The sequence below is a fragment of the Pseudomonas monteilii NBRC 103158 = DSM 14164 genome, assembly GCF_000730605.1.
Lineage (GTDB): Bacteria > Pseudomonadota > Gammaproteobacteria > Pseudomonadales > Pseudomonadaceae > Aquipseudomonas > Aquipseudomonas monteilii.
Genome location: NZ_BBIS01000008.1, coordinates 171,620 through 185,567, shown reverse-complemented (window position 1 = coordinate 185,567; position 13,948 = coordinate 171,620). Strand labels below are relative to the sequence as shown.

At 63.8% G+C, this 13,948-nt stretch carries 14 protein-coding genes; 10 read left to right on the top strand and 4 right to left on the bottom strand.

The window, feature by feature from the left end; translation table 11 throughout:
• Nucleotides 1-51: 51 nt before the first annotated feature.
• Together ygfZ and PM2_RS03345 are read left to right on the top strand one after the other, a co-directional pair.
• Complete coding sequence (ygfZ, locus tag PM2_RS03350) at nt 52-993, top strand: CAF17-like 4Fe-4S cluster assembly/insertion protein YgfZ (RefSeq protein WP_016713692.1); 942 nt, start codon at nt 52-54, stop codon at nt 991-993.
• Nucleotides 994-1,048: 55 nt separating this feature from the next.
• Nucleotides 1,049-1,855 (top strand): HDOD domain-containing protein, encoded by an 807-nt coding sequence (locus PM2_RS03345; protein WP_025754590.1) that lies wholly within the window; start codon nt 1,049-1,051, stop codon nt 1,853-1,855.
• A gap of 62 nt (nt 1,856-1,917) precedes the next feature.
• On the opposite strand, the gene PM2_RS03340 is transcribed toward PM2_RS03345, so the two are convergent.
• Together PM2_RS03340 and PM2_RS03335 are read right to left on the bottom strand one after the other, a co-directional pair.
• Nucleotides 1,918-3,297, bottom strand: a complete 1,380-nt coding sequence (locus PM2_RS03340) for a sensor histidine kinase (RefSeq protein ID WP_028698572.1) — start codon at nt 3,295-3,297, stop codon at nt 1,918-1,920.
• Nucleotides 3,290-3,961: a response regulator gene (locus PM2_RS03335; protein ID WP_016713688.1), complete on the bottom strand. Its 672-nt coding sequence runs from the start codon at nt 3,959-3,961 to the stop codon at nt 3,290-3,292. The genes PM2_RS03340 and PM2_RS03335 overlap by 8 nt, the downstream gene beginning before the upstream one ends.
• Nucleotides 3,962-4,162: 201 nt before the next feature.
• Here PM2_RS03335 and PM2_RS03330 point away from each other — a divergent pair, with 201 nt between their 5' ends.
• The 5 genes from PM2_RS03330 (at nt 4,163) to PM2_RS03310 (ending at nt 9,595) form a co-directional block, all read left to right on the top strand.
• The gene (locus tag PM2_RS03330; protein WP_016713687.1) at nt 4,163-5,452 is read left to right on the top strand and encodes an OprD family porin; all 1,290 of its coding nucleotides are present in this window, start codon (nt 4,163-4,165) and stop codon (nt 5,450-5,452) included.
• Nucleotides 5,453-5,484: 32 nt separating this feature from the next.
• Nucleotides 5,485-6,465, top strand: a complete 981-nt coding sequence (locus PM2_RS03325; RefSeq protein WP_016713686.1) for a Bug family tripartite tricarboxylate transporter substrate binding protein — start codon at nt 5,485-5,487, stop codon at nt 6,463-6,465.
• A gap of 129 nt (nt 6,466-6,594) precedes the next feature.
• Nucleotides 6,595-7,053, top strand: coding sequence for a tripartite tricarboxylate transporter TctB family protein (locus tag PM2_RS03320; protein ID WP_016713685.1), 459 nt, complete (start codon nt 6,595-6,597; stop codon nt 7,051-7,053).
• Nucleotides 7,054-7,056: 3 nt separating this feature from the next.
• Nucleotides 7,057-8,571 carry a tripartite tricarboxylate transporter permease gene (locus tag PM2_RS03315; RefSeq protein ID WP_016713684.1) on the top strand — a complete coding sequence of 505 codons (1,515 nt, stop codon included), beginning with the start codon at nt 7,057-7,059 and terminating at the stop codon, nt 8,569-8,571.
• Nucleotides 8,564-9,595, top strand: coding sequence for an AbrB family transcriptional regulator (locus PM2_RS03310; protein WP_016713683.1), 1,032 nt, complete (start codon nt 8,564-8,566; stop codon nt 9,593-9,595). The genes PM2_RS03315 and PM2_RS03310 overlap by 8 nt, the downstream gene beginning before the upstream one ends.
• Nucleotides 9,596-9,621: 26 nt before the next feature.
• Here PM2_RS03310 and ung read toward each other — a convergent pair whose 3' ends face one another.
• The gene (gene ung / locus PM2_RS03305) at nt 9,622-10,314 is read right to left on the bottom strand and encodes a uracil-DNA glycosylase (RefSeq protein ID WP_016713682.1); all 693 of its coding nucleotides are present in this window, start codon (nt 10,312-10,314) and stop codon (nt 9,622-9,624) included.
• Between the two features lie 126 nt (nt 10,315-10,440).
• Here ung and dspII point away from each other — a divergent pair, with 126 nt between their 5' ends.
• Nucleotides 10,441-11,547, top strand: coding sequence for an enoyl-CoA hydratase/isomerase DspII (gene dspII, locus PM2_RS03300; protein ID WP_028698573.1), 1,107 nt, complete (start codon nt 10,441-10,443; stop codon nt 11,545-11,547).
• 44 nt (nt 11,548-11,591) lie between these two features.
• Here the strand turns inward: dspII and PM2_RS03295 are convergent, their stop codons facing one another.
• On the bottom strand, nt 11,592-12,041 hold the full coding sequence (locus tag PM2_RS03295) for a hypothetical protein (protein ID WP_016713680.1): 450 nt from the start codon (nt 12,039-12,041) through the stop codon (nt 11,592-11,594).
• A gap of 212 nt (nt 12,042-12,253) precedes the next feature.
• Here PM2_RS03295 and PM2_RS03290 point away from each other — a divergent pair, with 212 nt between their 5' ends.
• Both PM2_RS03290 and PM2_RS29685 read left to right on the top strand, forming a co-directional pair.
• Nucleotides 12,254-13,735: a sensor domain-containing diguanylate cyclase gene (locus PM2_RS03290; RefSeq protein ID WP_028698574.1), complete on the top strand. Its 1,482-nt coding sequence runs from the start codon at nt 12,254-12,256 to the stop codon at nt 13,733-13,735.
• Nucleotides 13,728-13,940 carry a cysteine-rich CWC family protein gene (locus PM2_RS29685; protein ID WP_080693990.1) on the top strand — a complete coding sequence of 71 codons (213 nt, stop codon included), beginning with the start codon at nt 13,728-13,730 and terminating at the stop codon, nt 13,938-13,940. Before PM2_RS03290 ends, PM2_RS29685 begins: the two co-directional genes overlap by 8 nt.
• Nucleotides 13,941-13,948: the final 8 nt, after the last annotated feature.

Below are 13,948 nucleotides of genomic sequence, written 5' to 3'. Positions count from 1 at the left end.
TGTTACCGGCGTTCTATGATGGCCGCCAGTCTTTAGCCACCGCGATGACCCATGGCCGATTCCGCTTTCTTCTGCCCCCTGTCCCACGAGGGCATCCTCGCCGTCCGCGGCTCCGATGCAGGCAAGTTCCTGCAAGGCCAGCTGACCTGCAACATCAACTACCTCAGCCAGGAACACGCCAGCCTCGGCGCCCGCTGCATGGTCAAGGGGCGCATGCAGTCCAGCTTCCGCATCCTGCCCGAAGGCAACGGCTACCTGCTGGCCATGGCCAGTGAACTGCTCGATGCGCAACTGGCCGACCTGAAGAAGTACGCAGTGTTCTCCAAGGCCACGCTGACCGACGAAAGCGCCGCCTGGGCACGCTTTGGCCTGCAAGGTGGCGAAGCTGCGCTGCAGGCGCTGGGGCTCGACGTGCCCGCAGCTGCCGGCAGCACCGTGCGCCATGAGGGCCTGATTGCCATTGCCGTTTCTGCAGGCCGCGTAGAACTGTGGGTGCCGGCAGACAACGCCGACACCGTGCGCCAGGCCCTCGTCGGCGCCCTGCCCGAGGGCAACCTCAACGACTGGCTGCTTGGGCAGGTTCGCGCCGGTATCGGCCAGGTCATGGGGCCGACCCGTGAGCTGTTCATCCCGCAGATGATCAACCTGCAAGCCGTCGATGGTGTCAGCTTCAAGAAAGGCTGCTACACCGGCCAGGAAATCGTCGCCCGCATGCAGTACCTGGGCAAGCTCAAACGCCGCCAGTACCGCCTGGCACTGGACCAGCAGGCCATCCCGGCACCGGGTGCCGAAATTTTCTCGCCCACCCATGGTTCGTCGGTCGGTGAGGTGGTCATTGCTGCTGGCAACGGCGCAGGCTGTGAACTGCTTGCGGTGCTCAGCGCCGAGGCAGTGGAAGATGACAACCTGCACCTGGGGAGCCTCGAAGGCCCGCGCCTGCAGGTACTGACCCTGCCTTACGAACTGGACCGCGACCGGGAAATCCAGCGCTGACCAGCCTGCCCCGCCCTTGTGGCGGGGCCGCACCACCACTGCGGTAGACACGCCCATGAACAAGCTGGCCGAGATGGTTCAAGCACAGTTGCTCGATGCCATCGAAAAGGATGACCTGGTCCTGCCGACCCTGCCAGAGGTTGCCTTGAGCATCCGCGAAGCAGCGGAAGACAGCGAGATCAGCGTAGCGGCCCTGAGCAAGGTGATCGGTCGCGATGCGGCCCTTTCTGCGCGCCTGATAAAGGTAGTCAACAGCCCGCTGCTGCGTGCAGCGGTCGAGGTCACCGACCTGCACACTGCCATCACGCGGCTGGGCATCAATTACAGCTGCAACCTGGCCATTGGTCTGGTGATCGAGCAGATTTTCCATGCCCGTGCGCCGGCCGTTGAACAAAAACTGCGCGACATCTGGGCCAACAGCCTGGAAGTTGCGGGTATCAGCTACGAAATCTGCAGGCGCTACACGCACCTCAAGCCCGACCAGGCTACCTTGGGTGGGCTGGTCAACCAGATTGGCGCACTGCCGGTACTCATTTACGCCGAAGAGCACAACGAACTGCTGTCCGACCCGGTTTGCCTGCATTACGTGATCGAGCAGATCCAGCCGGTGCTGGGGGACAAGATCCTCAAGGCCTGGGAGTTTCCGGAGCAACTGGTCAACCTGCCCAGCCAGGTTCAGGACCTGGACCGGCAGACTGACAAGGTCGATTACATCGATATCGTGCAGATCGCCCGCTGCATCAGCCAGCGCGGGCGCCATCGGCCATTGGCGGCGCTGCCGGCTTATCGCCACCTGGGGTTGCCGTTTGGTACTGAGCTGGAGGTGGAAGAGCTGCTTGAAGCGCGGAGCATGTTCCGCTGAGCAGTGCCAGCCTGTTCTGGCCCTATCTGGCTTGCCGGCGATAGGGCCAGAACAGCAACACATCAATCGGCGATAAAACTCACCCGCACCCGCAGCCCGCCGTTCTCGCCATCATGCAGGCTTACCTGCGCCAGGTGCGCCCGGCAGATCTCACCGACAATCGCCAGCCCAAGCCCGCTCCCTTGCGCACTGCGCCGGTAGAACCGCTCGAACACCCGCTCACGCTCAGCCTCGGGAATACCCGGCCCGTCGTCTTCCACCTCCAGCACCGCCGGCGCCACCACCCGCAAGATCACATTGCCACCCTCTGGCGTGTGCGCCAGGGCATTGTCCACCAGGTTGCTCAACAGCTCGTTGAGCAGCGTCGGCTCACCCTTCAGCCACACAGGCGCCTCGGCCTCCAGGGCCAGCGCAACGCCGCGTTTGTGTGCCAACGGGGCCATGGCCATGCCCAACTCACGGGCCAGCTGGCTGAGGTCCAGGCGCTGCGCGCCGCCCTCGGCAATTGCCCGTGCTCCGTTCTCCACCCGTGCCAACGACAACAGCTGGTTAGCCAGGTGGGTCAGGCGGTCAGTGCCTTGCGCCGCAGATTCCAGCGTCTGCCGCCACGCTTGCGGCTCGGACGAGCGAAGGCCCAGCTCCACCCGCGCCTTCAAGGCAGCCAGCGGCGTACGCAATTCATGGGCGGCATCGGCAATGAACTGCGCCTGGCGCTCGAATTGGCCGCGCAGGCGCTCGGTAAAGTGGTTCAAGGCTCGCACCAGCGGGCCGAGCTCACGCTGCACCTGCACCACCGGCAAGGCCCGCAAGTCATCTGGCTGGCGCTCTTCCACCGCCGTGCGCAGGCGCTCCAGGGGCCGCAATGCCGCACTCACGGCAAACCACACCATCACCAACGCACCCAGCGCCAGCATACCCAGGCGCAACAGGGTGTCGGCCATCAGTCCACGGGCCATGCGCACCCGCGCCTCCTCCGTCTCGGCCACGCGGATTTCCGCCATGCCGTTCATGTTCGGCTCGCTCACTGCCTTCAGCAGGCTGACCACCCGCACATCCTGGCCCAGATAGGTGGCGTTGTAGAACCGCGCAAGCGCCGGGTAATCGTCAGTGCGCGGCGTGCCGGGCGGCGGCGGTGGCAGGTTCTCGTAGCCGGAGATCAGCCGCTGCTTGATGTCCAGTACCTGGTAGTAGATGCGCCCGGCGCTGTCGTAGGCGAACGTATCCAAAGCCACGTAAGGCACATCCGCGCTCAGCGAGCCGTCACGCTGCGACAGGCCAGCGGCGATGGTGCGCGCCGAGGCCAGCAGGGTGCGGTCGTAGGCGGTATCGGCGGCCTCACGGCCATTCCAGTAGGCGCTCAGGCCGCTGGCCAGCATCAGCACCACCAGCAGCAGGGCCAGGTTGCCCAGCAGGCGCCCGCGCAAGCTGCCGTTGTCACGCATCGCGGTGCTCTAGCAGGTAGCCCAGCCCACGGAAGGTGACAATGGCCACCGGGTGGCCGTCGAGCTTTTTGCGCAGCCGGTGGATATAGATTTCGATGGCATCCGGGCTGGCTTCTTCATCCAGGCCGAACACCTGGGCAGCCAGTTGCTCCTTGCTCATCACCCGACCCGGGCGTGCGATCAGCGCTTCCAGCACGCTTTGCTCGCGCGACGTCAGGGTCAGGTTGTCGTCGCCAAGGGCAAAGCGCCGGGTATCCAGGTCGTAGACCAGCGGCCCGCAACGCTGCTGGCGCTCGCCACCGAGCACACTGCGGCGCAGCAACGCCTTCACCCGCGCTTCCAGCTCGGTCAGCTCGAACGGTTTGGCCAGGTAGTCGTCTGCCCCCAGGTTCAGGCCATGAACCCGGTCCTTGACGTCGCTGCGCGCGGTCAGCATCAGCACCGGGACAGTCTTGCCACGGCCGCGCAGGCGCGCCAGCACCTCAAAGCCATCCATGCGCGGCAAGCCGACATCCAGCACGGCCACGGCGTATTCCTCGCTGGCCAGGGCCAGGTCGGCAGCCACGCCGTCATGCAGCACATCCACGGTAAGGCCGTGGCTTTTCAAGGCCTGGGCCACGCTTTCGGCCAGTTGCAGATGGTCTTCGACCAGCAGCACACGCATCGGATTCTCCCTGCTCGGGTGGGGCGGTTGGCGCGGAGTGTACCGCTGTCGCTAAGCCTGTGAAGCCCCTCGTAACAAACCTTTCACGCTGAAAGGTTAGCGAAAGGTTCGTTACCTAGCATCGCACCACGGTCGCCCTTCGCGCCGAAAAAAGCACCAGCAAGGTGCAACGAATAAGAACAATAAACGGAGTCATCGACGATGCTGTCATCGCAGCCGCAGGCGTTCGCGCCTACCCGTTCCTTTGCCGCACGCCCCTCCGCCATCGCCAGCGCCCTTGCGCTTGCCGGTGTCGCCCCGATGAGCCAGGCCGCCTTCTTCGAAGACAGCACGGCAACCTTCGAAACCCGCAACATGTACTTCAACCGCGACTTCCGCGACGGCACCAGCGCGCAGCAATCCAAGCGCGACGAGTGGGCCCAGGGCTTCATCCTCAACTTCGAGTCCGGCTACACCGATGGCACCGTAGGCTTTGGCCTGGATGCACTGGGCATGCTCGGCATCAAGCTCGATTCCAGCCCCGACCGCACCGACACCGGCCTGTTGCCGACACACGATGATGGCAAAGCCGCCGATGAGTATTCCAAACTCGGCCTGACCGGTAAGGTGAAGATTTCCCAGACCGAACTGAAGATCGGCACCCTGATCCCCGAGCTGCCAACCCTGCAGCCCAACGACGGGCGCATCCTGCCGCAAACGTTCGAAGGTGGCCTGCTCACCTCGAAGGAAATCAAGGGCCTGACCTTCACTGGCGGTCGCCTGGACAAAGCCAAGGACCGCAACGACACCAACTGGGAAGACCTGGCGCTGAACAACAAGAACGGCCGCTTCGGTGGCAGCTTCAGCGCCGACAACCTGGCCCTGGGCGGGCTGGACTACCAGTTCACCGACCGCATCACCGGCAGCTATCACTTCGCCCAGCTCGACGACATCTACCGCCAGCACTTCATCGGCATGGTCGCCACCCAGCCGTGGGGCCCGGGCACCTTTGGCGCCGACCTGCGCCTGGCCGTGAGCGACGACGCCGGTGCGGCCAAGGCGGGCAACATCGACAACACCACCGTCAACGGCATGCTCAGCTACGCCCTGGGCGGGCACAAGGTCAGCGCCGCCTGGCAGCAGCTGTCAGGGGACAGCGCCTTCCCGTATGTCGATGGTGCCGACCCTTACTTGGTCAACTTCGTCCAGATCAACGACTTCGCCGGCGCCGACGAGCGTTCCTGGCAAGCGCGCTACGACTACAACTTCGCCGCACTCGGCGTGCCCGGTCTGACCTTCATGACCCGCTACATCAGTGGCGACAACGTCAGCCGCGCCGCCGGCGGCGAGGGCAAGGAGTGGGAACGCAACACCGAGCTCAAGTACGTGGTACAAAGCGGCCCGTTGAAGAACGTCGCCGTGCGCCTGCGCAACGCCACCTTCCGCTCCAACTTCGCCCGTGACGCGGACGAAGTGCGGCTGCTGGTGAGCTACAGCGTCGCCCTGTGGTAACCCAATAACAACAACGCTCACGGAGATAGACGATGACCTTTTCACTGCGCCGCCTCGTCCTCGCTACCGGCTGCCTGCTGTTGGCCGGCAATGCCCTCGCTGCCGAACCGAAACGCCCCGAATGCATCGCCCCCGCCTCGCCCGGCGGTGGCTTCGACCTGACCTGCAAACTGGTGCAAAGCGCCCTGGTGCAGGAAAAGATCCTCAGCAAGCCGATGCGCGTCACCTACATGCCCGGCGGTGTCGGCGCGGTGGCCTACAACGCCGTGGTCGCCCAGCGCCCGGCCGATGCCGGCACCCTGGTGGCCTGGTCCAGTGGTTCGCTGCTGAACCTGGCACAAGGCAAGTTCGGCCGCTTCGACGAGAACGCGGTGAAGTGGCTGGCCGCTGTCGGTACCAGCTATGGCGCCATCGCGGTGAAAAGCGACTCCCCTTACAAAACCCTCGACGACCTGGTCGCGGCGCTGAAGAAAGACCCGAGCAAAGTGGTGATCGGCTCTGGCGGCACCGTGGGCAGCCAGGACTGGATGCAGACCGCCCTGATCGCCAAGGCTGCCGGCATCAACCCGCGTGACCTGCGCTACGTGGCCCTGGAAGGCGGTGGCGAAATTGCCACGGCGTTGCTGGGTGGCCATATCCAGGTTGGCTCGACCGACATCTCCGACTCCATGCCGCATATTCAGAGCGGCAACATGCGCATCCTTGCGGTGTTCTCGGAAAACCGCCTGGACGAGCCCGAGATGAAAGACATCCCCACGGCCAAGGAACAGGGCTACGACATTGTCTGGCCGGTAGTACGCGGTTTCTACCTGGGGCCAAAGGTGAGCGACGAGGACTACGCCTGGTGGAAAGCTTCGTTCGACAAGATGCTGGCCTCGGAAGACTTCGCCAAGCTGCGTGACCAGCGCGAGCTGTTCCCGTTCGCCATGACCGGCGACGAGCTGGACGGCTATGTGAAGAAGCAAGTGGCTGACTACAAGGCATTGGCTAAGGAATTTGGGCTGATTCAGTAAGTCATCCACAACCTTTCACAGATACCTGTGGGAGCGGGCTTGCCCCGCGAAGAAGGCACCGCGGTGCATGGCACCGGCTTCGCCGGTGTTCGCGGGGCAAGCCCGCTCCCACAAACGAGGCCTTTCCCTATGATCCTGCAACGCATCTTCGCCCTGGCCCTGCTGGCGGTGTGCGCCGCCCTGGCCGTGATGGCCTTGCCCTACCAGGCGGCGTTTTCCTATGAGCCGGTCGGCCCACGCGCCTACCCGCTGCTGATGCTCGGCCTGATGAGCCTTGGCCTGCTGTACCTGGTGTTTCGCCCTACGCCCATCGTGCGCAAGGACGACGAACCGGAACTGGACCGCGAAACCCTGACCAAGATCGCCGCCTGCGTTGGCCTGTTGGTTGTTTTCGCCGCCACCTTCGAGCCTTTGGGCTTCATTCTCAGCGCCATGCTGGTCGGTATACCCATGGCCCGGCTGTACGGCGGTCGCTGGCTGCACAGTGCCATGGTGGTGGTCGGCATGAGCGTCTTTCTCTACTGGCTGTTCGACCGCGTAATGGACGTGCCCCTGCCCCTTGGCCTGCTGAGCGTACTGGAGAACTGACACATGGATACCTTGAGCTACCTGGGCCAGGGCTTCGGCGTCGCCCTGTCCCCCTACAACCTGGTCACCGCCCTCTCCGGCACCCTGATCGGCACCGTGGTCGGCCTGCTGCCAGGCCTGGGCCCGATCAACGGCGTGGCCCTGCTGATTCCCATCGCCTTCGCCCTGGGCTTGCCACCGGAGTCGGCGCTGATCCTGCTGGCGGCGGTGTACCTGGGTTGCGAGTACGGTGGGCGTATCAGCTCGATCCTGCTGAACATCCCGGGCGAGGCCTCGACCGTGATGACCACCCTCGACGGTTACCCGATGGCCCGACAGGGCTTGGCCGGCGTGGCCCTGTCGCTGTCGGCATGGAGTTCGTTCATCGGCGCCTTCATCGCCACCTGCGGCATGGTGCTGTTCGCGCCGTTGCTGGCGAAATGGGCCATTGCTTTCGGCCCGGCCGAGTACTTCGTGCTGATGGTGTTCGCCATCGTCGCCCTGGGCGGCATGGCCGGTGACAAGCCCCTGAAAACCTTCATTGCTGCCCTGATCGGCCTGTTCCTGTCAGCGGTCGGCATCGACGCCAACAGCGGCGTCTACCGCTTCACCGGTGACAGCGTGCACCTGGCCGACGGCATCCAGTTCGTGGTGCTGGTACTGGGCCTGTTCTCCATCAGCGAAATCCTCCTGCTGCTGGAAAAGACCCACCATGGCCACCAGGCAGTCAAGGCTACCGGCCGCATGCTGTTCAACTTCAAGGAAGCGGCTTCGGTGTTCGTGGTGAACATTCGTTGCGGTCTGCTTGGTTTCATCATGGGTGTTCTGCCTGGCGCCGGGGCAACGTTGGCCAGTGCCGTGGCCTACATGACCGAGAAGCGCCTGGCGGGTGAAAGCGGCAAGTTCGGCAAGGGCGATGCCCGTGGCCTGGCCGCGCCGGAAACAGCCATCGGTGCTTCGTGCTGTGGCGCCCTGGTGCCGATGCTGACCCTGGGTGTACCGGGCTCTGGCACCACCGCCGTGATGATCGGCGCCCTGACCCTGTACAACATCACCCCCGGCCCACTGCTGTTCGAACAGCAGCCAGACATCGTCTGGGGCCTGATCGCCTCGCTGTTCATCGCCAACATCATGCTGGTGATCCTCAACATTCCGATGATCCGCATTTTCACCCGCATCCTCGCCGTGCCGAACTGGGCGCTGGTGCCAGTGATCGCCATCATCACCGCCATCGGCGTGTACGCCGTGCATGCCACCACCTTCGACCTGTTCCTGATGGTCGGCATCGGCATCATGGGCTACATCCTGCGCAAGCTGGACTTCCCGCTGTCGCCGATCCTACTCGGTTTCATTCTCGGCGGGCTGATGGAGCAGAACCTGCGCCGCGCACTGTCGATTTCCAACGGTGAGCTGGGCATCCTCTGGTCGAGCCCGATCAGCATGGGCGTGTGGGCGCTGGTGGTGCTGATGCTCGCCTTGCCGCTGCTTCGCATTTGGCGCAAACGCAGCCAGCAGCGCCGGGCCCTGGCCGATGCCTGATCGCGCGTTGCCGTTGTTTGTCGCAACCGGGCTGGTCGGCCTTGCTGGCGGTTATATCGCCAGCAGAGTCGGCTGGCCTTTGCCGTGGATGGTCGGCTCGCTGCTGGCCATCATCCTGGTGCGCTGCCTGACGCCCTGGCAACTGTCAGAGATACCCAACGGCCGCAAGTGCGGGCAGTGCATCATCGGCATCGGCATTGGCCTGCACTTTACCCCGGCAGTGATCGAGCAGGTGGGCAGCCATTTTGCGCTGATTTTCTTCGGTGCCCTGTTCACGACCCTGTCCAGCGTGATCAGCGTGTGGCTGCTGCGAAAGACCGGTGAAGACCGCGCCACGGCTTTTTTCGCCAGCATGCCAGGAGGCTCGGGGGAGATGGTCAACCTCGGCGCACGTAACGGCGCGGTACTGAGCCAGGTGGCTGCGGCGCAAAGCCTGCGGGTGCTGGCGGTGGTGCTGTGCGTACCGGCGCTGTTCAAGTTCTTGCTGGGTGACGGGGTGCCACTGAACCACGCGGGCAGCGTCAGCTGGAGCTGGCTGGCCTTGATCGCGCCGTTGGGCGTTGTCGTTGCGCTGCTCTGGCAACGCTTGCGCCAGCCCAATCCGTGGCTGTTCGGGCCATTGCTGGTAGCGGCCACGGTCAGCCTGGCCGGCAACCTGCAAATCGCACTGCCCAATGGTGCCAGCCAGATCGGCCAGTGGCTGATAGGCAGCGGCCTGGCTTGCCACTTCAACCGCGCCTTCTTCCGCCGCGCACCGTCGTTCCTGGGGCGCACGCTGTTAGCCACGGCGCTATGCATGGCGATTGCCGGCAGTGCCGCGTGGGTACTAAGCGTGATGACCGCGCTGGATTTGCGTTCGCTGACGCTTGGGATGATGCCGGGCGGGATTGCCGAAATGAGCCTGACGGCAGAAACCCTGCAACTGTCGGTACCGCTGGTGACGGCGCTGCAGGTGATGCGTCTGCTGTTCGTGCTGTTTTTGGCAGAGCCGTTGTTCAGGTATTGGGTAAGGAACCAGCACTAGGGGCCGTTGCACGGCCCCGGTAATCCTCAAAGCGGCGGCAACGCCCAGTTGATCGGCGCCATGCCACGCTGCTCAAGGAAGCTGTTGGTCCGGCTGAAATGCCCGCACCCCAAGAAACCACGGTAAGCCGACAGTGGCGACGGATGCACCGACTTCAGCACCAGGTGCTTGGTTCCATCGATCAGCTTCTGTTTGCTCTGCGCATGCGAACCCCACAGCAGGAACACCACGTTCGGGCACTGCTCACTGACTACCTGGATAACCCGGTCGGTAAAGAACTCCCACCCCTTCTTGGCGTGCGATGCCGCATTGGCTCGCTCCACGGTCATGGTCGTGTTCAGCAGCAATACACCCTGCTCGGCCCAGCTTTGCAGGTAGCCATGGCTGGCAATCGGGATGTTCAGATCGCGCTGCAGTTCCTTGTAGATGTTGACCAGCGACGGCGGCGTGGCCACGCCCGGTTGCACCGAGAAACACAGACCATGCGCCTGGCCCGGCCCGTGGTAAGGGTCCTGGCCAAGGATGACCACCTTCACCTGGTCCAGCGGTGTCGAGTTGAGTGCATTGAAGATCAGCGGCCCTGGCGGGTAGATCTCCTTGCCGGCGGCATATTCGCTGCGCAGGAACTCTCGCAGCTGATGCATGTAGGGCTGGTCGAATTCGGCGCGCAGTGCAGCCTTCCAGCTGGGTTCGAGTTTGATGCGATCGTCGTCAGTCATGGGGCAATCCGTAAACAATGGCGCGACACTAGGTAAGCCCTTCCCGCTTGTCAAACGATCCAACCGACAACCGGCATGTTCGGCCAGGCAGGCCATACTTGTGCGATGACTTGAGCGAGGTAGTCCATGGCCATTCATTGCGAGGTTCTCATCGGCGCCGATGGCGCCCGCATCGGCATTGCCACCCTGGATGCACCCAAGGCACTCAATGCCCTGAACCTGCCCATGATCGAAGTATTGGGCGAACAACTGCATGCCTGGGCCCACGACCCGGGCGTTGTCTGCGTGCTGCTGCGCGGCACCGGCGCAAAAGCCTTCTGCGCCGGTGGCGATGTACGTGCACTGGTACAAGCCTGCCGCGACCACCCCGGCAGCGTGCCGCCCCTGGCTGCCGCCTTCTTCGCCGCCGAATATCGCCTGGACTTTGCCCTGCACACCTACCCCAAGCCGCTGCTGTGCTGGGGACATGGGCATGTGCTAGGTGGCGGCATGGGGCTGTTGCAGGGGGCCAACGTGCGTATCGTCACACCCAGCAGCCGGCTGGCCATGCCGGAAATCAGCATTGGCCTGTACCCGGATGTGGGCGCGAGCTGGTTTCTGGCACGGCTGCCGGGCAAGCTGGGGTTGTTCCTGGGGCTGACGGGGGCACCGATCAACGCCCGCGATGCCCTTGACCTGGGCCTGGCCGACCGCTTACTGGGCGAGTACCAGCAGGAGGCATTGATCGAAGAACTGCTGCAGTTGAACTGGCAAGAGCAGACCGCCCTGCAGCTGAACAGCCTGCTCAAGGCCGAACAGCGCCGCGCCTGTGCCGAGTTGCCCGAGGCCCAGTGGTTGCCAAGGCGGCAGGTGATCGATGCGTTGCTCGACGTGGCCGATGCGGCGGCGGCCTGGCGTGCGCTGGAAGGGCTCAAGCACCATGACGACTCGCTGCTGGCCGATGCCGGCCAACGGCTGCATCAGGGTTGCCCACTGACGGCGCACCTGGTCTGGGAGCAAACCCGCAGGGCACGGTATCTGTCGCTGGCACAGGTGTTCCAGATGGAATACAGCATGAGCCTGAACTGTTGCCGTCACCCCGAGTTCAGCGAAGGCGTACGCGCCCGCCTGCTGGACAAGGACGACCAGCCGCACTGGCACTGGCCCGATGTGACGCAGGTGCCGGCGGCGGTGGTCGAGGCGCATTTTGCCAAGGTGTGGGAGGGGCGGCACCCATTGGCAGATCTGGGTTAGGCTTGCCGGCGATGGGGCGCAAAGCGCCCCCGCTTCACTTCACCTTACCGCCGCCAGTTGCCTCCTTGCCCCTGGCCACGCTGGCCATCCCAACGCCCGCCACCATTCCCCTGCCTATTGGAATGCGAATCGCCACGCTGGTAGCGCTGACTGCCATCACGATAATCATGGCGATCCCGGTCTTGCCTGTAGTCTTGCCGTTGGCGATTGCCATAGTCGTAGCGGGGGTTGCCATGCCAACGGTTCATCCCCGGCTGCGGATACGGCCGGTATTGTGGCGCGGGGGCTGGCCGGTAGTAATAGCGTGGCGCCGGCTGGTAGTAATAGCGCGGTTGCGGCGTGACGTAATAGCGGTCATAACGGTAATAGCCCGGCGAGACGTAACGGTCGGTGGAGTAGTAGTCCGAACGGTAATAGCCCCCGCTCTCGTAGTACGGGGCGCAGGCGGAAGTCATCAGCCCCAGCAGGGCGATCAACAGGATTCGATAGGACATGGCGGCCTCCTGGACCGCTGGAGTGCCCGAACAGCGGCGCTGGCGAGCATCGATGCGTGATGCGTTCATCGACACCGAATAAGACAGCGACGCCGAGGTGCAGTGCCATTTCTGCAACAATTTGATACAGGTGCGATAGCCCCTAAAAACTTGCAGTCATTTATCGGTCATCTCACTAGAATGGGCGGCTCGGCACACATCATGGGAAGATCATGCCCTCACGTTCCGCTCTGTTCTCGCAGCGCTCGCTGATCGTTACCCTGCTGGTGCTGCTGGCCTGCGGCTTCCTTGCTACCTCGCTGCTCAGCTACTTCTCCTCGCGCAGCGCCATCCGCGACGGCATTATCAATACCGAATTGCCACTGACCTCCGACACGGTCTACTCGGAAATCCAGAAAGACCTGATTCGCCCGGTGCTGATCGCCTCGATGATGGCCCAGGATACTTTTTTGCGTGACTGGGTACTGTCGGGCGAAAAGGACACCCAGCGCATGACACGCTACCTGGGCGAGGTCATGGGCAAGCAGGACACCTTCACCTCGTTCTTCGTCTCCGACCGCACCCTCACCTACTATCAAGCCAAGGGCGTGCTCAAGCAGGTGCAAGCCGGCACATGGCGCGATGCCTGGTATTTCCGCCTGCGCAACCTCAAGGCCCCCTACGAGATCAACGTCGACCTCGACATGGCCAACCAGGACAGCCTGACCGTGTTCATCAACTACCAGGTGCACGACTACCAGCACCGCTTCATTGGCGCTGCCGGGGTGGGGCTGAGTGTGTCCTCGGTGGTCAAGCTGATCGACCAGTACCAGCGCCGCTACCAGCGGTCGGTCTTGTTTGTCGATGCCAAAGGCAAAGTGTTGCTGACCGGTTCCGAAGGTGGCCCGCACGGTTTGCGGGTCGGCCAGCCACTGAGCGACAACGCCGAATTGAGCGATGTGCTGGCCGAACAGCTTGTACCCGGCGAAGGCAGCCACGAGTACCACGACAGCGACAACCACAGCCACTTCCTCAACGTGCGTCACCTGCCCGAGCTGGACTGGTACCTGTTGGTGGACAAGCGCGAAACCGGCGCCCTCGACCGCATTCGCCATTCCCTGTACCTGAACCTGGCCATCTGCACGATGATCACCTTGGTGGTGCTGGCGCTGGTGCATGCCATGGTGCGCCGTCATCAGGCCAGCACCGAGGCCCTGGCCACGCTCGACAGCCTTACCGGCCTGCCCAACCGGCGCAGTTTCGACTTGCTCGCCGCCCAGGCGTTGCACGAAGCCAAGCGCGACAGTGGGCCGCTGGTGGCGCTGCTGATCGACCTGGACCACTTCAAGGCGCTGAATGACACCCACGGCCACCTGGCAGGCGACGAAGTGCTGCGCCAGTTCGCCAATGTGCTGCAGGGCAGCCTGCGCCAATCGGATATACTCTGCCGCTGGGGCGGCGAGGAGTTCATCGTGCTGCTGCGTGAAGCCGAGGGTCGGCAGGCCATCGAGGTTGCGGAAAAGATCCGCCGCCGCACCGAACAGCTCACGTTCAGCTACGACGAACAACCCCTGCGCCTGACTACCAGCATCGGCCTGAGCAACCTGCAACCGGGAGATACCCTGCACGCCCTGCTGACCCGCGCCGACCGAGCGCTCTATCGTGCCAAGCAGGCCGGCCGTAACCGCGTCTGCAGTGAAACCCAAGATGAATGACAGCCAACACTGCCCCGCTTGCGGTGCCCTCAACCAGTGCAGCCTGGCCGACCCACGCCGCGCCACCCAGGCCTGCTGGTGTTACAGCGTGAGTATCGACCCGGCGGTGCTCCAGGCCCTGCCCGCCGAATTACGTGACAAAGCCTGCCTGTGCCCACGCTGCGCGGTCGTTGAAGAACAACTTCGATCAACCACTTCTCACTGACCTGTTGA